This window comes from Citrobacter sp. Marseille-Q3906 (genome assembly GCF_916618775.1).
Classification (GTDB): Bacteria; Pseudomonadota; Gammaproteobacteria; order Enterobacterales; family Enterobacteriaceae; genus Citrobacter; species Citrobacter murliniae.
The window spans coordinates 954232-976209 of record NZ_CAKAKA010000002.1 but is presented as its reverse complement, the minus strand read 5'-3'; the positions used below and the strand labels follow the sequence as shown (position 1 = coordinate 976209).

The 21978-nt window shown below is 52.2% G+C and carries 22 protein-coding genes; 6 read left to right on the top strand and 16 right to left on the bottom strand.

Features of this window, described 5'->3' with window-relative positions; all coding sequences use genetic code 11:
• Window positions 1-113: 113 nt before the first annotated feature.
• Window positions 114-287 carry a 50S ribosomal protein L32 gene (rpmF, locus tag LG384_RS08820; protein ID WP_003036242.1) on the bottom strand — a complete coding sequence of 58 codons (174 nt, stop codon included), beginning with the start codon at window positions 285-287 and terminating at the stop codon, window positions 114-116.
• 16 nt (window positions 288-303) lie between these two features.
• Window positions 304-825: a 23S rRNA accumulation protein YceD gene (gene yceD, locus LG384_RS08815; RefSeq protein ID WP_003036239.1), complete on the bottom strand. Its 522-nt coding sequence runs from the start codon at window positions 823-825 to the stop codon at window positions 304-306.
• 197 nt (window positions 826-1022) lie between these two features.
• Between yceD and LG384_RS08810 the strand changes: the two genes are divergently transcribed.
• The gene (locus LG384_RS08810; RefSeq protein ID WP_045441703.1) at window positions 1023-1607 is read left to right on the top strand and encodes a nucleoside triphosphate pyrophosphatase; all 585 of its coding nucleotides are present in this window, start codon (window positions 1023-1025) and stop codon (window positions 1605-1607) included.
• A gap of 80 nt (window positions 1608-1687) precedes the next feature.
• Here LG384_RS08810 and rluC read toward each other — a convergent pair whose 3' ends face one another.
• The gene (gene rluC / locus LG384_RS08805; RefSeq protein ID WP_225760762.1) at window positions 1688-2641 is read right to left on the bottom strand and encodes a 23S rRNA pseudouridine(955/2504/2580) synthase RluC; all 954 of its coding nucleotides are present in this window, start codon (window positions 2639-2641) and stop codon (window positions 1688-1690) included.
• A gap of 572 nt (window positions 2642-3213) precedes the next feature.
• On the opposite strand from rluC, the gene rne reads away from it, so the two are divergent.
• The gene (gene rne, locus LG384_RS08800) at window positions 3214-6462 is read left to right on the top strand and encodes a ribonuclease E (protein WP_225760761.1); all 3249 of its coding nucleotides are present in this window, start codon (window positions 3214-3216) and stop codon (window positions 6460-6462) included.
• 40 nt (window positions 6463-6502) lie between these two features.
• Here rne and LG384_RS08795 read toward each other — a convergent pair whose 3' ends face one another.
• Window positions 6503-7528, bottom strand: a complete 1026-nt coding sequence (locus tag LG384_RS08795) for a LysR family transcriptional regulator (RefSeq protein WP_045441694.1) — start codon at window positions 7526-7528, stop codon at window positions 6503-6505.
• 21 nt (window positions 7529-7549) lie between these two features.
• On the opposite strand from LG384_RS08795, the gene LG384_RS08790 reads away from it, so the two are divergent.
• A complete protein-coding gene (locus tag LG384_RS08790; protein ID WP_225760760.1) occupies window positions 7550-8749 on the top strand; it encodes an MFS transporter in 1200 nt (399 codons plus the stop codon).
• Window positions 8750-8827: 78 nt separating this feature from the next.
• On the opposite strand, the gene flgL is transcribed toward LG384_RS08790, so the two are convergent.
• The 11 genes from flgL to flgB all read right to left on the bottom strand — a co-directional run bounded on the left by flgL (window position 8828) and on the right by flgB (window position 18754).
• The gene (gene flgL, locus LG384_RS08785) at window positions 8828-9781 is read right to left on the bottom strand and encodes a flagellar hook-associated protein FlgL (protein ID WP_045441687.1); all 954 of its coding nucleotides are present in this window, start codon (window positions 9779-9781) and stop codon (window positions 8828-8830) included.
• Between the two features lie 14 nt (window positions 9782-9795).
• Window positions 9796-11454, bottom strand: coding sequence for a flagellar hook-associated protein FlgK (flgK, locus tag LG384_RS08780; protein ID WP_225760759.1), 1659 nt, complete (start codon window positions 11452-11454; stop codon window positions 9796-9798).
• 64 nt (window positions 11455-11518) lie between these two features.
• Complete coding sequence (gene flgJ / locus LG384_RS08775) at window positions 11519-12469, bottom strand: flagellar assembly peptidoglycan hydrolase FlgJ (protein ID WP_045441680.1); 951 nt, start codon at window positions 12467-12469, stop codon at window positions 11519-11521.
• Entirely contained in the window at window positions 12469-13545 is a 1077-nt protein-coding gene (locus LG384_RS08770; RefSeq protein WP_233617170.1) for a flagellar basal body P-ring protein FlgI, read from the bottom strand. The genes flgJ and LG384_RS08770 overlap by 1 nt, the downstream gene beginning before the upstream one ends.
• Window positions 13546-13578: 33 nt before the next feature.
• Window positions 13579-14277, bottom strand: a complete 699-nt coding sequence (flgH, locus tag LG384_RS08765) for a flagellar basal body L-ring protein FlgH (RefSeq protein WP_032939885.1) — start codon at window positions 14275-14277, stop codon at window positions 13579-13581.
• A 57-nt stretch (window positions 14278-14334) separates the two neighbouring features.
• Window positions 14335-15117 carry a flagellar basal-body rod protein FlgG gene (flgG, locus tag LG384_RS08760; RefSeq protein WP_045441663.1) on the bottom strand — a complete coding sequence of 261 codons (783 nt, stop codon included), beginning with the start codon at window positions 15115-15117 and terminating at the stop codon, window positions 14335-14337.
• Window positions 15118-15130: 13 nt separating this feature from the next.
• On the bottom strand, window positions 15131-15886 hold the full coding sequence (locus tag LG384_RS08755) for a flagellar basal body rod protein FlgF (protein ID WP_048211227.1): 756 nt from the start codon (window positions 15884-15886) through the stop codon (window positions 15131-15133).
• A 20-nt stretch (window positions 15887-15906) separates the two neighbouring features.
• Entirely contained in the window at window positions 15907-17193 is a 1287-nt protein-coding gene (flgE, locus tag LG384_RS08750) for a flagellar hook protein FlgE (protein WP_045441659.1), read from the bottom strand.
• Between the two features lie 26 nt (window positions 17194-17219).
• Window positions 17220-17918, bottom strand: a complete 699-nt coding sequence (gene flgD / locus LG384_RS08745; RefSeq protein WP_045441657.1) for a flagellar hook assembly protein FlgD — start codon at window positions 17916-17918, stop codon at window positions 17220-17222.
• Between the two features lie 11 nt (window positions 17919-17929).
• Complete coding sequence (flgC, locus tag LG384_RS08740; protein WP_045441655.1) at window positions 17930-18334, bottom strand: flagellar basal body rod protein FlgC; 405 nt, start codon at window positions 18332-18334, stop codon at window positions 17930-17932.
• A gap of 3 nt (window positions 18335-18337) precedes the next feature.
• Complete coding sequence (flgB, locus tag LG384_RS08735; RefSeq protein WP_048221659.1) at window positions 18338-18754, bottom strand: flagellar basal body rod protein FlgB; 417 nt, start codon at window positions 18752-18754, stop codon at window positions 18338-18340.
• Window positions 18755-18911: 157 nt separating this feature from the next.
• Between flgB and flgA the strand changes: the two genes are divergently transcribed.
• The 3 genes from flgA (at window position 18912) to flgN (ending at window position 20383) form a co-directional block, all read left to right on the top strand.
• Window positions 18912-19571 (top strand): flagellar basal body P-ring formation chaperone FlgA, encoded by a 660-nt coding sequence (flgA, locus tag LG384_RS08730; protein ID WP_045449563.1) that lies wholly within the window; start codon window positions 18912-18914, stop codon window positions 19569-19571.
• Between the two features lie 92 nt (window positions 19572-19663).
• Window positions 19664-19957 (top strand): flagellar biosynthesis anti-sigma factor FlgM, encoded by a 294-nt coding sequence (gene flgM / locus LG384_RS08725; protein WP_045441651.1) that lies wholly within the window; start codon window positions 19664-19666, stop codon window positions 19955-19957.
• A 3-nt stretch (window positions 19958-19960) separates the two neighbouring features.
• On the top strand, window positions 19961-20383 hold the full coding sequence (gene flgN / locus LG384_RS08720) for a flagella biosynthesis chaperone FlgN (RefSeq protein ID WP_045441649.1): 423 nt from the start codon (window positions 19961-19963) through the stop codon (window positions 20381-20383).
• Between the two features lie 44 nt (window positions 20384-20427).
• On the opposite strand, the gene murJ is transcribed toward flgN, so the two are convergent.
• Complete coding sequence (gene murJ, locus LG384_RS08715) at window positions 20428-21963, bottom strand: murein biosynthesis integral membrane protein MurJ (RefSeq protein WP_048221661.1); 1536 nt, start codon at window positions 21961-21963, stop codon at window positions 20428-20430.
• Between the last annotated feature and the right edge of the window lie 15 nt (window positions 21964-21978).

The window sequence follows — 21978 nt, the reverse complement described above, 5'->3', positions numbered from 1 at the left end:
CTGCCCGGTTAGGTGTTTCCCCAGTTACCCGGGGAAAGCCTCACTAAGCTTCATCACGCTTGTACTCTTCATCTTTCTCACCGAAGTGCGAAGTCCGTCGAGCAATAGCGTGATTACTTAGCGATTACCTTACGGCCACGGTAGAAACCGTCGGCAGTGATGTGGTGACGCAGGTGTTGTTCACCAGAAGTTTTGTCTACAGACAGGCTGGTGACTGCGGTCAGAGCGTCATGAGAACGACGCATGCCACGTTTGGAACGGGTTGGTTTATTCTGTTGTACGGCCATGGACCTTACTCCTCAATTACTTACGCTTTAAGCTGGCTAATACGGCAAATGGGTTTGGTTTTTGCGCTTCATCAGGCAATTCGCCAAAGACCATGTCCGCCTCGGACACTTCACAGTGTTCAGAATCATGCACCGGAACTACCGGCAAGGAGAGGATAATCTCATCTTCAACCATTGCAAGCAGATCGATTTCACCGAATTCGTTAACCTCAATCGGCTCATACGCTTCCGGGAGTGCTTCAGCCTGCTCGTCTGAACGGACAGGACTAAAACAATATGTTGTGTGAACATGAAGTGGGAACGGTTTCCCGCAACGCTGACATTCGAGCGTAACCGATACCTTTGCATCGCCGGTTATAACCGCAAGGCGTTGGTTGTCGATCGCGAACGACATGGAGCATTCCACATCACTGTCCACACTGACTACAGAATCGGCGACGCGCTCAACCAGATCAGAAGTATAGATACCTTCATAATCGAGGCGTTTTTGAGCCGTACGAACCGGATCAAGAGTCAGGGGTAATTTTACCTTTTGCATAGGGCGCGCATATTAACTTTGTAACGTCATATAGTCAAAGAAAAAGGCAGCCTGAGGTTGCCTTTTGCCAATAATTCGCACACATTGCGGGTCATCGACTTAAAATCGATCAAGACAAGCCATCGCAGCCAGCTTGAAGGACGAAGTCCATAGTTTAAAATGGCTCTCATCATTACGCTATATGCGGGGGAAAAAATATGCCTCAACTGATTCTTGCGTCTACCTCTCCCTGGCGTCGCGCATTGCTCGAAAAACTGGCTATCCCATTCGAATGTGCAGCACCTGAGGTTGATGAAACACCGTTACCCGGCGAAACACCTCGACACCTGGTATTACGCCTGGCACAGGAGAAAGCGCAATCCCTTGCCCACCGTTTTTCTTCGCACCTGATTATTGGTTCAGATCAGATTTGTGTGCTTGATGGAGAAATAACCGGAAAGCCGTTAACAGAAGAAAAAGCGAGACTACAATTAGCTAAAGCCAGTGGCAATATTGTCACTTTTTATACCGGGCTGGCACTTTATAATTCCGCGAACGGACATTTACAAACCGAAGTCGAACCGTTTGATGTCCACTTTCGTCATTTAAGCGAAACAGAAATAGAAGATTATGTGCGCAAAGAGCGTCCGCTACATTGTGCCGGAAGTTTTAAAAGTGAAGGGCTAGGTATTGCTCTCTTCGAGCGTCTGGAAGGTCGCGACCCTAACACGCTGATTGGTCTGCCTCTGATAGCGCTGTGCCAGATGTTGCGCCGGGAAGAAATGAACCCACTGAAGGCCTAGTTGACGGGCCGGATGACGCTAAAGCGTCTTATCAGGCCCACAACGAAACACTCCCCACAGGCCTGATAAGCAAAGCTCTATCAGGCTTTATTACGTAACACCTCAAGGCAGCGTTTCAGCTGTTTATCCATCGGCGCTTCAATTCTCATAACTTCACCAGAGCCTGGATGGGTAAATTTCAATGCTGCAGCGTGCAGAAAGAGTCGGGACAACCCCGTACCAGCCAATTGTTTATCGAACTCACGGTCGCCATAGCGATCGTCAAACGCAATCGGATGCCCTGCATGCTGTGTATGTACACGAATCTGGTGCGTACGCCCGGTCACAGGGCTACAGCGTACAAGAGTGGCAAACGCATAGCGCTCCTCTACTTTAAAGCGCGTTTCCGATGGCTTGCCTTCCTGATTAACTCGCACAATACGCTCACCGCTTTGTAAAATATTCTTTAACAACGGTGCCTGCACGGCTTTGACATGCGACTGCCACTGACCTCTTACCAGCGCCAGGTAGTCTTTTTGCATCCCTTTTTCCCGCAGTTGCTCATGCAGCGAACGCAACGCTGAACGCTTTTTGGCAACTAACAGCACGCCTGAGGTATCACGGTCGAGGCGATGCACCAGCTCGAGGAAACGCGCTTCGGGACGTAGCGCACGTAAGCCTTCAATCACGCCAAAGCTTAACCCACTGCCGCCATGCACAGCAGTGCCTGAGGGCTTGTTGAGCACCAGAATATGGTCATCTTCATATAAAATGACATCAGTAAGCGCCGCAACTTTTTGCAGATGCGGTGAAATAGCTTCTTCTTCACGCTCAGCCACGCGCACAGGTGGTATACGCACAATATCCCCGTCTTCGAGCTTATATTCGGGTTTGATGCGTTTTTTGTTCACCCGCACTTCGCCTTTACGCAAAATACGATAAATCATACTTTTCGGCACACCTTTGAGCTGGGTGCGTAAAAAGTTGTCGATGCGTTGCCCTGCTTCATCGGCAGTAATGGCAACTATTTTTACGGCTGGAGTCTCTGTTTTCATGGGGGCCGATTTTAAATAGCCATCAAGATTCGCGCCACACATTTTTCTATGCTTATATTAACTGCTATACCCTATTACTTAAGTTTGACAGTTCCAATTTGATGGTTATTAAACCAATCACTCTGCGGAAGTGCAAAAACTGTGAGTAACCGGGTGATAAATGGCAAAAGTCATCTTGCTATAACAAGGTTAGCAGTGGAATAATGTGGTCGTCTCCGTGTTGAATCTTGTTAAAACAAGAACTTTTCCGGAATGACCCAATTTTGCCCGACCGATCATCAACGCAGCAATGGCGTAAGACGTATTGATCTTTCAGGCAGTTAGCGGGCTGCGGGTTGCAGTCCTTACCGGTAAAAGGAAGCTTCTCTGGAGAGTTTTCCCAGACTGTTCCCCTGATAATTGCGCTGTGTTTCCGTATGAAATACAGGCAACCGACACTCTGCGCCTCTTTGAGCTGACGATAACCGTGAGGTTGGCGACGCGAATAGACACGAGGCCATCGGTTCACACCCGGAAAGGCATTACTCTGCCCGCAGCTTAGTCGTCAATGTAAGAATAATGAGTAAGTTACGATGAAAAGAATGTTAATTAACGCAACTCAGCAGGAAGAGTTGCGTGTCGCCCTTGTAGATGGGCAGCGTCTGTACGATCTGGATATCGAAAGTCCTGGACACGAGCAGAAAAAAGCAAACATCTATAAAGGCAAAATTACCCGTATTGAACCGAGCCTGGAAGCTGCTTTTGTTGATTACGGCGCTGAACGTCACGGTTTCCTCCCGTTAAAAGAAATTGCCCGCGAATACTTTCCCGCAAACTACAACTCCCATGGTCGTCCAAACATTAAAGATGTGTTGCGCGAAGGCCAGGAAGTAATTGTTCAGATTGATAAAGAAGAACGCGGCAATAAAGGTGCTGCGCTGACCACTTTTATCAGTCTGGCTGGCAGCTATCTGGTTCTGATGCCGAATAACCCACGCGCGGGTGGTATCTCTCGTCGCATTGAAGGCGATGACCGTACCGAATTAAAAGAAGCGCTGGCAAGCCTGGAACTACCTGATGGTATGGGGCTTATCGTGCGTACCGCAGGCGTCGGCAAATCCGCCGAAGCGCTGCAGTGGGACCTGAGTTTCCGCCTGAAACACTGGGAAGCGATTCAAAAAGCAGCTGAAAGCCGCCCTGCTCCGTTCCTGATCCACCAGGAAAGCAACGTAATTGTTCGCGCATTCCGCGACTATTTACGTCAGGATATTGGTGAAATTCTCATCGATAACCCGAAAGTGATGGAGATGGCACGTCAGCATATCGCTGCGTTAGGTCGTCCGGATTTCAGCAGCAAGATTAAGCTCTACACCGGTGAAATTCCGCTGTTCAGCCATTATCAAATCGAGTCTCAGATTGAATCTGCATTCCAGCGTGAAGTCCGCCTGCCTTCCGGTGGTTCTATCGTTATTGATAGCACCGAAGCACTGACCGCCATCGACATCAACTCCGCACGCGCAACACGCGGTGGCGATATCGAAGAGACCGCATTTAACACCAACCTCGAAGCCGCCGATGAGATTGCTCGTCAGTTACGTCTGCGCGACCTGGGCGGTCTGATCGTCATCGACTTCATCGATATGACTCCGGTTCGTCACCAGCGTGCGGTAGAAAACCGTCTGCGTGAAGCCGTACGTCAGGATAGAGCTCGTATTCAGATCAGCCATATTTCCCGTTTCGGCCTGCTGGAGATGTCTCGCCAGCGTCTGAGTCCGTCACTGGGTGAATCCAGTCATCACGTATGCCCGCGCTGTAGCGGCACTGGCACCGTGCGTGATAACGAATCGCTGTCACTCTCTATTTTGCGTCTGATTGAAGAAGAAGCGCTGAAAGAGAATACTCAGGAAGTTCACGCAATTGTTCCTGTGCCAATTGCGTCTTACCTGCTCAACGAAAAACGTACTGCGGTCAATGCCATTGAAACCCGCCAGAACGGCGTGCGCTGTGTGATCGTGCCAAACGATCAGATGGAAACCCCGCACTATTCCGTACTGCGCGTGCGTAAAGGGGAAGAGACTCCAACCCTGAGTTACCTGCTGCCGAAACTGCACGAAGAAGCGATGGCATTGCCGACAGAAGAAGAATATGTCGAGCGTAAACAGCCTGAACAACCGGCACTTGCGACCTTCGCAATGCCAGATGTTCCGCCTGCGCCTGCTCTGCAGGAGCCGGCCGTTAAAGCGGCTACCGCACCAAAAGCCACGGCAACCGCAACTGAAGCCGCACAGCCTGGTTTGTTTAGCCGTTTCCTCGGCGCGCTGAAGTCTATCTTCGGTGGCAATGACGAAGTGAAACCTGTTGAGCAACCAGCTCCGAAAGCTGAAGAGAAATCCGAACGCCAGCAGGATCGTCGCAAACCACGTCAAAACAATCGTCGCGACCGTAACGATCGCCGTGATAATCGCGATAACCGTGGCGATCGTGATAACCGCAATGAGCGCGCTGAAAGCAGCGAGAACCGCGATGAAAATCGCCGTAACCGTCGCCAGGCGCAGCAGCAAAATGCTGAAACACGTGATAACCGCCAGCAGTCTAACGATGCCGCTGACAAAGCGAAATCAGGTGACGAGCAGCAGGCTCCGCGCCGTGAACGCAATCGCCGTCGTAACGATGATAAACGTCAGGCACAGCAGGAAGTTAAAGAACTGAATCTGGCTGAACAACCGGCACAGGATACGGAACAGGAAGAGCGTGTACGCCAGCCTCAGACCCGCCGTAAACAGCGTCAGTTAAACCAGAAAGTCCGTTTCACTGATAGTGCGCCGGTCGAAGCTGAAGTGGTTGCCGCAGCGATAGCTGCTGAAGCCCCAGTTGTTCAGCAGGTTGCGCCAGTTGTACCAGCCCAACGTACCGAACTGGCGAAAGTTGATTTGCCAGCTGTCGTTGCACCGGAGCAGGAAGACAACAGCGAAGCACGCGATTCCAACGGTATGCCGCGTCGTTCCCGCCGTTCTCCTCGCCATCTGCGTGTAAGCGGACAACGTCGCCGTCGTTATCGTGACGAGCGTTATCCGGTTCAGTCACCGATGCCGTTAACTGTTGCATGTGCTTCTCCGGAATTAGCGTCCGGTAAAGTGTGGATCAGCTACCCTGTCGCGCGTCCTCAGGATATGCATGTTGAAGAGCAGCGCGAGCAGGAAGTTACACCTGTCCAACCGGTTGTCGCTGAACAGCAAGCCATTGCTGCTGTCGTTGAAACCGTAGCTGAACCTGTGGTTGAAGCAGTAGCGGAAGCACCGGTTGTGACTGAAGCCATTGTTGCTGAACCTCAGGCTACCGTTGTTGAAACTACGCATCCTGAAGTTATTGCTGCGCCGGTCGAGGAACAACCGCAGATCATCGCTGAATCCGACGAACCTGTTGCTGAAAAAATTGCTTCAGAAGCCGAACCTGTTACAGAAGTCGCTGAAGTGGCTGAAACGCCAGTTGTCGAAGAGCCTGTTGAAGTCGCGGTCTCCCAGCCAGAAGTGGTTGAAGAGACTGTTGATGAAACACCGGTTGCTCAAGCACCAAAAGATGACGTTGACGTTATTGCCCCCGTCGTGGTGGCTGAAGAAACCACTAAAGCAAGCGCTCCTGCTACTGTGGAAATCCTGGCGGCCCACAGCCATGCAACCGCACCAATGACCCGCGCACCTGCGCCGGAATATGTGCCGGAAGCGCCGCGTCAAAGCGACTGGCAGCGCCCTACTTTCGCCTTTGATGGTAAAGGTGCAGCAGGCGGGCATAGCGCCACACATCAGGCCACAGCGCCAGCAACGCGCCCACAGCCTGTTGAGTAAGACATAATCGTCACAAAAGCCGACCTTCGGGTCGGCTTTTTTATATCTCGTCTACGCGCTTCATTCCCGCCAGTCGTGGCATTACATCCTTCATCAGCGCCAAAAATTTACGCAATCGGGTAGGATAATAGCGCGCCCAGGGGTATACCAAATGAACCGGCAGTGGCGCTGCATGCCAGTCTGGTAACAGCTCTACCAGGCGCCCATGAACAATATCCTCTTCTACCATCCAACTTGAAACAATCGCCACTCCCAGCCCTGCAAGGGCTGCATTTCTTGCAACATAAATACTGTCCGTGCTTAACCTGGGAGAAATATTTACCGTAAAGGGTTCATTGTTCTGTTGGTGAAGTAACGACACACTACGTTGATAAAATGTGCTTAGCGCGATCCAGGGCAGCGATGATAACTGCTCAGGATGCGTAATCTCGTGATACTGCATCAGCAGTTTCGGACTGATCACCATGCTACGGGGAACTTCAGCCAGTAATACCGAGACCGTTGCCGGATCGACCTCGGCCCCGACTCTGATGGCGCAATCTATATTATCGCTGAGAAAATCAACCGTTTTGTCATTGAGCATCCACTCCACCGAGAGCTGCGGGTAGCGTGAAAGAAACTGTAATAGCGGCTCAAGGAGCTGCTGCTGGCCGAACGCATGTGGTGCCCGTACCCGAAGCGTACCTACCGGGTCGTCTTCCTTAACATTGAGACCATCTTCCAGCGCCAGCCAGGCATCAATAATATGCCTGGCGTGATGATATCCACGCTCACCGTCATCAGTTAATTTCATCGCATGAGTGGTGCGTAAAATCAGTTTAACGCCCAGCAATGTTTCAAGAGACTGCAGCCTCCGGCTTATAGTTGCCTGGGTTGTACCCATCTGTTTTGCCGCCGAAGAGAGCGATCCCGCTTCAACGATACGTACAAACGTCCGCATCAGCTCAACCCTGTCTATACGTTCTGTTTTAATCATTCCCGCAGTCACCATACGCCAAACGTATAACTGTTTTACCACCACACTCGCTACCGAACCACCCACTGAAAGATAAAAATAGCCGTACATCTTGTGATTGAGGAATCATTCGTGAACACACATACCGCACTCTCCCGTTGGATCATTTTTGTTATGGCATTGGGCGCTGGGTTCAGCGTTGCTGCTATCTACTATGCCCAGCCTCTATTGCCATTGATGGGCCAGGATCTGGCCTTGAGTATCACCGGGATGGGACTGATTCCGACGCTGACCCAGGCGGGATATGCACTCGGCATTCTATTTTTATTACCACTGGGCGATCGCTATGACCGGCGGACATTAATCCTGCTGAAAAGTGTCTCTCTGGCCGTACTTCTTTTGGCATGCAGCTTTGCCGGACAGCTTCATTCGCTGCTACCGATCAGTCTGCTGATGGGGATGGCAGCCACAATGGCCCAGGATATTGTTCCCGCCGCGGCTATCCTTGCGTCTGAAGGAAAACAGGGCAAAACAGTGGGTACCGTTATGACCGGTCTTCTGTTGGGTATTCTGCTTTCGCGTACCGTCAGTGGCCTGGTGGGCGAGGCATTTGGCTGGAGAGAAATGTATCAACTTTCAGCCGTCAGTATTGCAGTAATTACCGCAATCATGTGGAGAATGCTGCCCCGCTTTACGGTGCATTCCACACTGAACTATCCATCATTAATGCTTTCAATGGCACAGCTCTGGCAACGTTACCCCGCACTGCGCCGTGCTGCGCTGGCACAAGGTTTCCTGTCGATAGCCTTCAGCGCTTTCTGGTCGACACTGGCGGTCATGTTATCCGAACATTACCAAATGGGCAGTGCAGTAGCAGGGGCTTTTGGCGTCGCTGGCGCCGCTGGTGCGCTTGCAGCACCAGTGGCCGGTCACCTCGCAGATAAAGTCGGCGCCGAAAAAGTCACTCAACTTGGTGCTTTGTTAGTTATGTTATCTTTTGCGCTTATGTTCTTTTTACCTGTCTTACCTGTGCCAGGTCAGTGGTTGCTGATTGCCTTTGCTGCGGTAGGCTTTGATCTCGGATTACAGTCAAGTCTGGTGGCCCATCAGAATCTGGTTTATAGCCTGGAACCACAGGCCCGGGGTCGCCTGAATGCTCTGCTCTTTACTATAGTGTTTATCGGTATGGCGCTGGGCTCAGTTCTCGGAAGTCAAGTCTACGCGCTGGCGAACTGGCAAGGCGTGGTGGGGCTAGCGACCCTCAGTAGCACTATTGCGCTGGTGATAAGAATGACTGGTAAAGCGCCGGTTAGTCGGACAGAAACAGCCTAAAAAAATGCCCGCTCCGGGGTGTGAATGGAGCGGGCAGACAAACATATCCAGTTTCATGATATGTTTCAAAAATGGTTGTTACCGATTTATCTGGAACAGCGACATGCCCTGCATATCAGTAAACGCTTTGTAAGAAGCCTGTAATGCCGCCTGCTGCATTACATAGGAAGAGATTGCCGCATTCCAGTCAACATCTACCAGATTACTCATCTGCTGGGTTTGCCCTAATGCACGATCTGCTCCCAGCGAATCCAGTGAACTCAGTTCACTGAGTTGGGTACCTAATTCTGCGCGAACGGACAGGACGTTATTGAGCGAGTTTTTCAGGCCACGGTTGGTTTTATCAATCGCTTCAGCAGCCTTTGCTTTGGCTACATCATCGCCTTCTATCGGCGTGTTCAACGCGGCGATAGCCGTATCCAGCATGACGAATAAATTCGTTTCCGGCTTGCTTCCATCAGGCTCCGGAACAGCGTTACTAGTCACAGAGTTAAATATTTTGTCCCCAGTGTGACCAATTACCATCGTTCGGGAAGCATCGACCTGTTGAGTGATGTTTTCCGTTCCACCAGTATAGGTGCCGTTAGTCTGAGTAAATGGTGCTGCTTCCGTTTTGTATCCACCGAAAATATAGCGACCATTGCCATCTGTGCTGTTTGCCAGGTTCATCAGCTGATCGCGAAGCCCCTGCAAATCTTTGGCGAGTGATGCCCGGTTATCGTCACTTAATGTGCCATTCCCGGCGTTAACAATTTTTTCCTGCGCAGCAGTAATCGCCGTCGTAGCCCGGCTTAACACGTTCTCTTCCAGCGATACTTTCTGCGTCGCGAAAGTACGCGCCAGCGTATACTGGCTGTTCTGCGCTTGTGCCTGAGACAACACGATAGCCTGTGACGCAGCAATTGGATCGTCAGACGGATTAATTACGCGTTTGCCTGTCGACATCTGCTCGCCGAACTTCATCCATTCGGCCTGAGAGTTAGTGATGCCACGCATGTTCTGCTGGTACATCATCTGGGTACTGATACGCATTGAATCCCTCTCCCTTAGCGAATATTCAGAAGTGCATCAAAGAGTGAGTTCGCAGTTTGCAGGACCTGGGCGTTAGCCAGATAATACTGCTGAAAGCGCTGCAAGTTACCGTACTCTTCGTCGAGGTTAACCCCGGAAATAGACTGCTGCTGATTAGAGAGCTGCGTAACCACATTGTTCTGTGTGGTGCTGCTGGTTTTAAGCGTGGCAGTTTTGTTGCCAACATCGCTCACCAGCGTAGCGTACGCGTCGTTAAAGGTTTTATTCCCAACGGTGGATTTAGTTTGCAGATCCAACAGTTTCTGACCGTTGCGGTTATCGCTTTTTCCCTTGTCCTTATCTGGATCCAGGTCATTTTTGGAGACTTCGGCCATGGCGATTTTCGACTCATCGGTCACCATAACTTTCATATCAACGATGGCATTGCTCACAGGTTTCAGAGTAAAGCTATCGTTCGCTTTCGCGCCAGCACCTACCGTTATCTCCATCCCGTCAAAGGACATTTTCCCGCCGGTAACAGTAGCTTTAAAGCTGGTATTGTCTGCCAGACGGGTGACCTGCCAGTCTGTACCATCAAAAACGATTTTATAATCAGTAGCCTGAACAGCGGAGCTGTCAGTAATTTTTGCCGTTAACGAGCCTGTACCGGTATTTTTGGCATTACTGAATGTAGACGGGCTGCCGATGGCAAAGAAATCTTTGCCCGCATCACCGTTGGCATCAAATCCCTCTTTGTGCTGCGTATTAAACGCATCTGCAAAGGCGAGTGCCAGTTGGCCCAGGGTATTACGCGTCTGGTCCAGCTCCTCAGAGCGAAACGTCATCAGTCCACCCAGCGAACCGGTATTCAATAGTTTCTCTGGAATTTCAATATTTCCGGCAACGCTGTCAACATACGCCACAGTGGTACGGGAAGGATCGGCGCTGGAAGGTACCGCCGCGAGCTGACGGGCATTGCTACCCTGCACCAGCGAATAACCATTCGCCATGTTCACGTTGTAAGTGCCACCGTCCTGAACGCTGACTTCCACACCCACAATCTTGTTCAACTCGCTCACGAGCTGATCACGCTGATCAAGCAGGTCGTTAGGTGATGCACCTGCGCCAACGCCGGTCAAACGGGAGATTTGATCGTTGAGACTGGCGATTTGCTTCGAATAGTTATTGATCTGGTCAACGCTGGCGTTGATAGCGATATTTACCTGTTTATCCTGATCGCGCAGGTACTGGTCAGTCGTTTTAAACTGATTGACTAAACCATCGGCTTTGCCAATCAGCGCCTGGCGTGCCGCCGGATCTTCTGCGTTACTGACCAGTGTTTGCAGGCTGGTGAAAAAACCCTGCATTGAAGTCGAAATTGAGCTGGTTTTACTGGAAAGCAGATTGTCAATTTTCGACATTTGTTCATAACGTGTCGTCAGACCGCTACTCTGATTCTGCGCTGCACGTAACTGATTAGTGATGAATGAATCATACTCACGCTGCACGCCAGAAACATAAACACCATTGCCAACCCAGCCCCCCGCCCCCAGCGTGCTGTTCAATTGCGCCATAATTGTCGTTTGCCGAGTGTAACCGGCGACGTTATAGCTGTTGATGTTATTACTGGTCGTGTTCAACGCGGCCTGCGCTGCGCTGAGTCCACTCATGGCGTTATTGATCAAGCTGGACATGGAGGTTCCTTGTAATCCTTCAATACTCGTTATTATCGGCAGCGGTTTTGTAGACTTGAGCTATTTAAAAGAGATTGTCGAGATTCGTACTGTAGGTTTTACTCACTTTCTCACTCATTGATTTCAACTGCTGGATCATACTGGTTAATTTACGCGCATAATTAGGGTCGGTGGCGTAACCTGCGTTCTGCAGCGCCTGTGCCCCCTGCTCTGCGGTTGCGGCAACGGTCACCGCCGCGTAGCGCGGATTACGCGAGATTAACCCGACATAATCCGACAACGCCTCAAGATAAGAGCTATAGACGCGGAATCTGGCTTTCACCTTTTTCGCCTCGCCGTTTTCATATTCGGTAGTGGTGATTTCGGTTGTCGGTCCTTTCCAGCTTCCCGAGGCCTTCACACCAAAAATGTTAAAGCTTGGCTCACCGTTCTCACGACGAATTTGTCGCTGTCCCCATCCGGATTCCAGCGCGGCCTGCGCCAGAATCAGATGATGGGGTACACCGCTCTGCTGACTTGCCAGTTTTGCCGGCAGCGAAAGCTGGGCCAGGAAGTCTTTGCTGTCGCCCGACAGCGGCTCATCGTTGCTTTCTGTCGTTCTGGGGATCGCTTTACGGACCAGTTGGGTCAGTGCCTGATTTTGATAGCTGGTCACCGTTTCCAGTGAGAACTTCATTGGCACCTGCGGCGCATCATCAGCAGGCTGCGCCTGACCCTCTGTCATTTGCTTAACCATCATTTCCGCCAGCCCCAGTCCTTTACCTGCAGTCATCTGCTGGGCAATTTGCTGGTCATACATGCTGGTGTACAAACGCGTGGAGTCGCTGCTAAACACACCGTCTTTCGGCAGCGCCTCACGCATACTTTTCAGCATCATCTGCACGAACATCCCTTCCACCTGGCGAGCAACCGGACGGATATTCGCCGCCGGATCCTGGCCCGCTTTCGCTTTCAGTTCGTTCAGCGACTGTGCATCCCAGGCAGCACTGGTGAGCAGTTTGCTATCGCCAATCATCAGATGATTTCCAGTTTGGCACGCAGGCAACCTGCGCTCTGCATTGACTGCAGAATGGACATCAGATCCATTGGCGTTGCGCCGAGGGCATTAAGCGCGCGTACAACGTTGTTCAGATTGGCGCTGGAACGCACACTTTGCAACGAACCACTGCTCTGGCGCAGATCAATCTGGGTTTGCGGCGTCACCACGGTTTGGCCACCGCCAAACGGCGTATCTGGCTGGCTGACGTTAGCCTGGCGATTAACTGTAATCGACAGATTACCCTGCGCAACAGCACAGCTGTCCAGCGTGACTTCGCGGTTCATCACCACGGACCCCGTACGCGAGTTAATAATCACTTTCGCATCCTGCGGCGTAACGTTTACCTCAATATTCTGAATGTCGGCCAGGAAGCGTACCTGTGAACTATTACCGCTGGGCACACGCACCTGAATCGTCCGCGCATCCAGCGCGGTGGCGCTACCAAAACCACGAGAGCGGTTGATGGTGTCGGTAATCTGTTGCGCCATAGTGAAATCTTCATTATTGAGCTGCAGATTAATGGTGTTGCCGCCACCAAACTGGCTGGGCAATTCACGTTCAATGATGGCCCCGTTGGTAATACGCCCACCATTAAGCTGGTTAACCTGTACGCTACTGCCTCCTGCTGAAGCCCCCGCGCCACCAACCAGAATATTCCCCTGCGCCAGCGCATAGACCTGACTATCGACTCCTTTCAAAGGGGTCATCAGCAGCGTGCCACCGCGCAGGCTTTTGGCGTTACCCATTGAAGAGACCACTACATCAATGGTTTGTCCCTGACGTCCAAATGCCGGGAATGATGCCGTAACCATCACCGCCGCCACGTTTTTCAATTGCATGTTAGTTCCGGTCGGAACGGTGATCCCCAATTGGGAGAGCATGTTATTGAGCGTTTGCGTGGTGAATGGCGTCTGAGTTGTCTGGTCACCCGTACCGTCCAGCCCCACCACCAACCCATAGCCAATCAGTGAGTTTTCACGTACACCCTGAACGCTGGTCAGATCACGTATACGATCGGCATGAGCAAACGTGGCTGACAGCACCAGTACCATTCCAACAAGAGCTTTAATCACTGGATACCCCGCTTACATCGGCGACAAATTAAGGAAGAAACGCTGCAACCAGCCCATATTCTGCGCTTCGTTGATATAGCCGTTACCGACATATTCAATACGCGCATCCGCAACCTGAGTTGACGGAACGGAGTTGCTGCCACTGATGGTGCGCGGGTTAACGACCCCGGAGAAACGGATAAATTCAGTGCCCTGATTGATGGCGATCTGTTTTTCACCCACAACGTGTAAATTGCCATTCACCAGAACCTGGTCAACGGTCACCGTCAATGTGCCGCTAAAGGTGTTACTGGCGTTCGCGCCACCTTTACCATTGAAGGTATTGCCGCCAGAAGCTTCCACGTCGGCACGCTCGTTGCCAAACAATCCCTGCAGATAACGTGGCACCGTGTCAAAGCCGAAGTTAGTCTTGCCATCACGGCTGGCGTTAGCGGAAGAGCTTTTGCTCGCGCTGACATTTTCCTGCAATACGATGGTCAGTGTATCGCCAATATTACGTGGACGGCGGTCTTCAAATAGCGGTTGATAGCCATAGTTAATCGGCTGTGCCGACTGGAATATAGAGCCGTTCGCGACCGGCGTCGGGCCAGGGATCGGTTGGGCAGACGTCGCGCCCTGCACGAGCGGAGTGGCCGGGATCCAGGCGCATCCTGTCAGCGAAACCACCAACAGGGCTAAAATCGGGTAAGGGTGAAGCGCGTATTTTCGCATTGCCTTCATCTTCAAAATCAGTGTGCCGGCGAGACACCCGCCCCGCCGGACAACACTTTAGAGTTGCGTCAGTTTCTGCAGCATCTGATCGGTGGTAGATACCGCTTTACTGTTGATTTCATAAGCGCGCTGAACCTGGATCATATTCACCAGCTCTTCCGCCACATTCACGTTAGAGGTTTCAACATAGCCCTGATAAAGTAGCCCCGCGCCGTTAAGCCCCGGCGTACTCTCATTCGGCGCGCCGGAGGATTGCGTTTCGGTGTACAGATTCTCACCAATGCTTTCCAGACCGGTATCGTTCATAAAAGTGGTCAGGTTGAGCTGTCCTACCTGAACAGGTGCAGCTTGCCCCTGCTGCGTAACGCTGACGATGCCGTCTCGCCCAATGGTAATGCTCAGCGAGTTTGCAGGGATGGTGATAGCAGGCTGAACCTGAAAACCACCCGCAGTCACCAGCTGACCATTCTGATCTACCTGGAAAGAACCATCACGGGTATAAGCTGAGGTACCATCCGGCAGCATGACCTGGAAAAATCCCTGACCTTTAATAGCAACGTCTTTGCTGTTGTTGGTCTGTGACAGGTTGCCCTGGCTGTGTAAACGCTCAGTCGCAACCGGACGCACACCGGTACCGATTTGCAGGCCTGAAGGCAGTACGGTCTGTTCCGAAGACTGCGCGCCAGGTTGACGAATCGTCTGGTACAGCAGATCTTCAAACACCGCACGTTGACGTTTAAAACCATTGGTACTGACGTTTGCCAGGTTGTTGGCAATCACATCCATGTTGGTTTGCTGCGCATCCAGGCCGGTTTTGGCGATCCATAATGAACTGATCATAAAATGTCCTGTATTAACTCATCGACAGCAGTTGGTTGGCACGACCCGCGTTATCATCCACGCTACTGATAATCTTCATCTGCATTTCGAAGCGGCGAGCGCTGGCGATCATGTCGCTCATCGCGGCAACCGGTTTGACGTTACTGCCTTCCAGCACACCCGACATTACGCGGATGCTTGGGTCAGCCTGCAACGTCGGTCCACGGGTCGCCTGTGCAGCCGCGCTCAGACGAAACATACCGTCATCACCACGTTGCACTTCACTCCCTGTTGCCTTCACCAGCTTCAAACGCCCCACTGGTGCTACCGTATTCGCCGGATCGCCTGGGTTGAGTGCGGAAATCGTCCCATCAGCAGCGATGGTCACTTCCGACCCTTCCGGAACCGCTATTGGCCCGGCTTCGCCAATCACCGGATGTCCCTGAATCGTCAGTTCACCGGTCGGGCTCACCTGAATTGCGCCATTGCGGGTATACCCTTCGCTACCGTCAGCGGTCTGCACCGCCAGCCAGCCATCCTGTTGCAACGCCACGTCCAGTGGACGAGAGGTGTAGTCCATCTGGCCAGGCGTCATATCGGCCCCCGGCGTTGAAGCCACCACCAGCGTACGCGTTGGCAAAGAGAGTCCTTCAACAGGTACCGCACGCAGCGCGTTAAGCTGCGCACGGAAACCCGGCGTGGAGGCATTTGCCAGGTTGCTGGCCGTCACCGCCTGCTGATTTAGCGTCTGACTGGCTGCGCCCATGGCGGTATATATTGCGTGATCCATTAAGCCATCCCGTCAGGCGCTTAGCGCAGGTTGACCAGCGTGTTGAGGATCTGATCCTGGGTTTTGATAGTCTGCGCATTCGACTGATAGTTGCGCTGCGCGACGATCATGTTCACCAGTTCTTTACTCAAATCTACGTTTGATGATTCCAGCGCACCGTTAGTCAGTTTGCCGAAGTTACCAGTACCTGCAGTACCGAGCAGTGCCACGCCAGAGGACTGTGTCGCGGCCCAGACGTTATCGCCCTGAGAAGCCAGACCTTCATTATTGGCAAAGTTAGCCAGCACGATCTGCCCCAGAACCTGTTTCTGTTCGTTGGAGTAGTTACCCACCACGGTACCGTCGTTGTTAATCTGATAGCTCACCAGATCGCCCGGTTTGTAACCATTCTGGTTGGTGGCAACGATGTTGTTGGCGCCCGTGTTTTGCTGCATGGAGTTCAGGAAGCTGAGAGAGAAACCAGCCGGAACCGCACCATTGATGGCACCGGTAGTGATCTGAATCTGCGGTTGAGCGTTAGCAGGACCTTCAACCAGGTGTTTAGGTCCAGTTGGATCTAGCGGGTCTACTGGTTCTTCAACATAGTTATTCACTGAGGCCAGCGTGCCGTTAGCACTAAAATTCATCACAGCATTTTTAGTGGCGACTGACCCGGCAACGCTGGCATCCTGGGTATAGACATCCCATTTGTTATCCGTAGTTTTGACATAAAAAATATTCATGTCATGGGCATTACCCTGGCTATCGAAAACGGTAACGGTGCCTTTTTTGTTGTACGAATCCGCATCACTCGGGTTGAATGGTGCTTTTGACGGGACCTTGTCAGTTGAGTTCAGGTTGATCTGCATTGACGCAGTGGTCGTGGCTTTTGCCGCCATCAGGGTATTCGGGATGGTGATCGGTGCCGGGTTAGCGCCCTGTTGAACCGTTGGCGGTGTCCCGGTGGCCGGATAACCTGTCAATTGCAACCCCTGCATGTTGACGATATTGCGGTTTTCATCGAGCTTGAACTGGCCGTTACGGCTGTAAAACACTGAACCGTTGCTGTCGACCATGCGGAAGAAACCGTTTTGGCTGATGGCAACATCCAGACCACGTCCGGTATTAGTCGTAGTGCCATCGGTAAAGTCCTGGGTTATACCCGCAACTTTAACACCCAGACCCACTTTAGAGCCGGCAAACATATCCGCAAATGAGGCCGTACCGGATTTAAAACCATAAGTGGCGGAGTTGGCGATGTTATTACCAATGACATCGAGGTTGGTCGCTGCAGCGTTCAGACCGCTGACCGCTTGAGAAAAGGCCATGACTTACTCCTGATAAGTGTGAAGGCTTAGATTATTTGCCGTACTTCGTCGAGGGTGGTGGTTCCATAGGTGCCCAGGTCCAGCGTATTACCGCCATTACTGCGAATAACCCCCTGCACCAGCGCAAACTGAAGAGGCTGCGCCACGAGTTGCGTACCACCATTGCTGGCGGAAATCGCGACGTTGTAAGAGCCGTTCGGCGCAGCCGTGCCATCTGTCATGGTGCCGTCCCAGCTAAAGGTATGCACACCCGCCTTCAACCCACCGATCTCAATGGTGCGAATGACCTTACCGTCCTTATCGGTAATGGTCGCGGTGACCTTATCTGCTGGCTGCTGCAGTTCAACGCCAAACGGCGTAGTGGTGGTCGTTGCTCCCTCTTCCGTTCCTTTGCCGGTAAGGATAGTGGTCCCCGGGATCATGACACCGTGGCCGATAAGGGTACTGGCCTGCAGCGACTGACTGTTGTCGATTTGTCCGGAGATCGAGCCCAGCGTGGTGTTCAGTTTCTCAATACCGCTCACGGTGCTAATCTGCGCCAGCTGGGTGGTCAGCTCATTGTTTTGCATAGGATTGGTCGGATCCTGGTTTTTCAGCTGTGCCACCAGGAGCGTCAGAAAGCTGCTTTGCAGATCGGCAGCATTGCTGCCTGTCAGCGAACTTTTGCTACTGGCAGCATTAACGCCCGTACTGCTCGGGTCATTCATTTTTACAGCAATTGACATGTGCGCCTCCTTTACTGGCCTAGCGTCAGCGTTTTAAGCATCAAGCTTTTCACTGTGTTGAGCACTTCAACGTTTGCCTGATAGCTACGCGAGGCTGACATGGTGTTGACCATCTCTCCGACCACGTCCACATTCGGCATTTTTACGTAACCATTTGCATCGGCCAGCGGATTGCCAGGTTCATAAACCAGCTTATCTGGCGCCTGACTTTCAATGACGTCAGCGACTTTTACGCCGCCGGTAGCCGCGCCTGGCGCAGCATCGACCTGAAAAACAACCTGCTTCGCGCGATACGGCTGACCATCGGGTCCTGTCACGCTGTCCGCATTCGCCATGTTGCTGGCCGCGACGTTCAGGCGCTGGGATTGCGCCGTCAGCGCGGAGCCTGCGATATCAAAAATATTTAACAGCGCCACGAATTAGTTCCCTCCTTGCAGCACGTTCATCATGCCTTTGATTTGTCCACCCAATGCGGTAAGCCCCATCTGATACTTGAGACTGTTGTCCGCAAACTGTGTGCGTTCCCGATCCATATCAACCGTGTTGCCATCCAGGGACGGTTGGTCTGGGATGCGATAGAGCAACTCCGTGGAGGGAGCCGAGGTGGTCTGGGCCGGAATATGTTGTGCAGAGGTCAGCGTCAACGAGACACCGCCGGTTTCTTCCCGTCCTCGCACCATGACTTTTTTTAACTCACTGGCGAAATCCAGGTCACGCGCCTGGTACCCTGGCGTGTCGGCATTGGCAATGTTGGCCGCTAATACTTCCTGGCGTTGGGCGCGCAGATTCAGCGCTTCTTGTTGAAAACGTAAGGCGGCGTCGAGCTTATCGAGCATATCTCCTCCGCAAATGACAAAATTCAGCCGACAGCTTAAATCCCATCACGCGCGCGTTATCGTCGGAATAAACGCAAAATGCGTCGCTATTTGTTGCGTTGATGACTGCGTCACACAGGTAAAATCCAGTCACTACCTGAAAAAGCATGAGGTTTTGATGCAAACGTTTAAACGAGGAATAGCCGTGGCAGCGCTGCTGTTCAGTCCCCTGACGCTGGCGCAAGACCTCAATTCGCAGTTAACGGCATGGTTTTCAGAACGGCTGTCGGGGTTCAGTGATGAAGTGGTTGTCACTGTTCGCACACCGCCTAACCTGCGACCTGGCTGTGAGCAGCCGACGTTGAGCGTAGCTGGAAGCGCGAAGTTATGGGGCAATGTGAACGTCCTGGCCAGGTGTCCCAATGAAAAACGCTACCTGCAGGTGAATGTACAAGCCACGGGCAACTACGTTGTCGCCGCCGCTCCCATTGCACGAGGCAGCGCGCTTAACGCATCCAGCGTGACCTTAAAACGCGGTCGGCTGGACCAACTTCCGCCACGAACCGTTCTGGATATTAATCAGGTCCAGGATGCCGTAAGCCTACGCGACCTGGTCTCTGGCCAGCCGCTACAGCTGACGATGTTGCGTCAGGCATGGCGGATAAAAGCCGGCCAGCGCGTTCTGGTTATCGCAAACGGCGAGGGCTTTCGCGTGAATGCAGAAGGTAAAGCGCTGAATAATGCGGCCGTCGCGCAAAACGCGAGAGTGCGGATGCTTTCAGGACAGGTGGTGAGCGGAGTCGTCGATTCTGATGGGAATATTCTTATTAACCTATAATAGGTTAAAGATTTTTTAGCGGATGCCGATAGATAATCAACCAATGATTAAAGCGGGTCGCTATAGCGTAACCCCTCGATGAGGATAAAAAAATGAGCATTGATCGTACCTCACCATTGAAGCCAGTAAGCACTGTCCAACCACGCGAAACCAGCGACACGCCGGTACAAAAAGCGCGGAAGGAAAAAACATCAGCGACCAACAGCACCAGTGTGATGTTAAGCGACGCTCAGGCCAAGCTGATGCAACCCGGTACCAACGACATCAATATGGAGCGTGTTGAAGCATTGAAAATCGCGATCCGAAACGGTGAGCTGAAAATGGACACTGGGAAAATTGCAGACTCGCTGATCCGCGAGGCACAGAGCTACCTACAGAGTAAATAAAGTATGACTCGCTTGTCAGAAATACTTGATCAGATGACGACCGTCCTCAATGACCTGAAAACAGTGATGGATGCTGAACAGCAGCAGCTTTCCGCGGGCCATATCAACGGTAGCCAGCTACAGCGTATTACAGAAGAAAAAAGCTCTTTACTGGCGACCCTGGATTATCTGGAACAGCAGCGACGTCTCGAGCACGACTCGACGCGCAGCGCCAACGATGAGATAGCCGAGCGCTGGCAGACCATCACGAACAAAACACAGCATTTACGCGATCTCAACCAACATAATGGTTGGCTCCTGGAAGGGCAGATCGAGCGTAATCAACAGGCGATCAAGGTGCTGAAACCGCACCAGGAACCGACTTTGTATGGCGCTAATGGCCAAACCTCTGCGACGCATCGCGGCGGGAAAAAAATCTCTATCTGATATTGCGATAAGGGGAGCCACCTGACGGCAACTCCCCCTTTCTGTTACGCCGTCCGGCGTACAAACTCTTTCACTTTAAAGCCCAGAACGGCCAGCGCAGCAAAGTAGGCTGTAATACCAACAACGACAACAGCCATCAGACGCAGCAGACGCCACAGCATCGTTCCCTGCGACCACTCCGGCATGATGTAAAGCATGCCTACCAGCGCCGCAGACATGACCAGTACAGAAATCACCAGACGCGCCAGGAACCAGCCCCAGCCAGGTTGAGGGGTGAAAATTTTCTGTTTACGCAGTTGCCAATACAGCAGTGAGGCGTTCAGACATGCCGCCAGACCAATCGAGAGCGACAGTCCGGCATGTTTTAACGGGCCGATAAACGCCAGGTTCATCACCTGAGTCATAATCAGCGTCACAATGGCGATTTTCACCGGAGTTTTAATGTCCTGACGCGAGTAAAACCCAGGCGCAAGCACTTTCACTACGATCAATCCAATGAGACCAACCGAGTACGCCACCAGAGCGCGCTGGGTCATCAAAGCATCAAATGCAGTAAATTTACCGTACTGGAACAGGGAAACCGTCAGCGGCTTTGCCAGGATCCCCAACGCCACAGCACTGGGTAGTGCCAACAGAAAGCACAGGCGCAGCCCCCAGTCCATCAGTCGGCAATATTCATCATGATTTCCGCTGGAAAAACTCTTGGACAGCGATGGCAGCAGAATGGTCCCCAGAGCAACGCCCAGGACGCCTGACGGGAACTCCATCAGGCGGTCAGCATAGTACATCCATGAAACCGATCCTGAAGCCAGGAATGAGGCGAAAATTGTGTTGATGATCAGGGAAATCTGGCTGACAGATACGCCCAGGATTGCCGGGCCCATCTGCTTTACGACGCGCATCGCACCGGCATCGTGAAAGTTCACGCGCGGCAGCACCAGCATACCAATTTTTTTCAAATGCGGGAGCTGGTAAACCAGTTGTAATACCCCACCTACGGTGACGGCCCAGGCCAGCGCCAGTACCGGCGGGTTAAAATAAGGTGCAGCAAACAGCGCGAAACCGATCATGCTGATGTTCAGAAACGTCGGTGCAAACGCCGGAATGGAGAAACGGTTCCAGGTGTTAAGAATAGCGCCCACCAGCGAGGCCAGCGAAATTAACAGAATATAGGGAAAGGTTATCCGCAGCAGTTGAGTGGTAAGCGCAAACTTGTCGGCCGTATCGGCAAAGCCAGGCGCGGTGACCATAATCACCCACGGCGCTGCGAGCATCCCGACAACCGTGACCACCGCCAACGCCAGCGTCAACAGCCCAGAAACGTAGGCGACGAACACACGGGTGGCATCTTCACCCTGCTTACTTTTGTACTCTGCAAGAATTGGCACGAACGCCTGAGAAAACGCGCCTTCAGCAAAAATTCGACGCAGCAGGTTAGGAAGTTTGAATGCCACAAAAAAGGCATCTGTCGCCATCCCTGCGCCAAAAATTCTGGCGACAATCGCATCACGCGCAAAACCCAGCACGCGTGAAAACATCGTCATCGAGCTGACGGCCGCCAGCGACTTTAATAAATTCATCTATTTTATATTCCA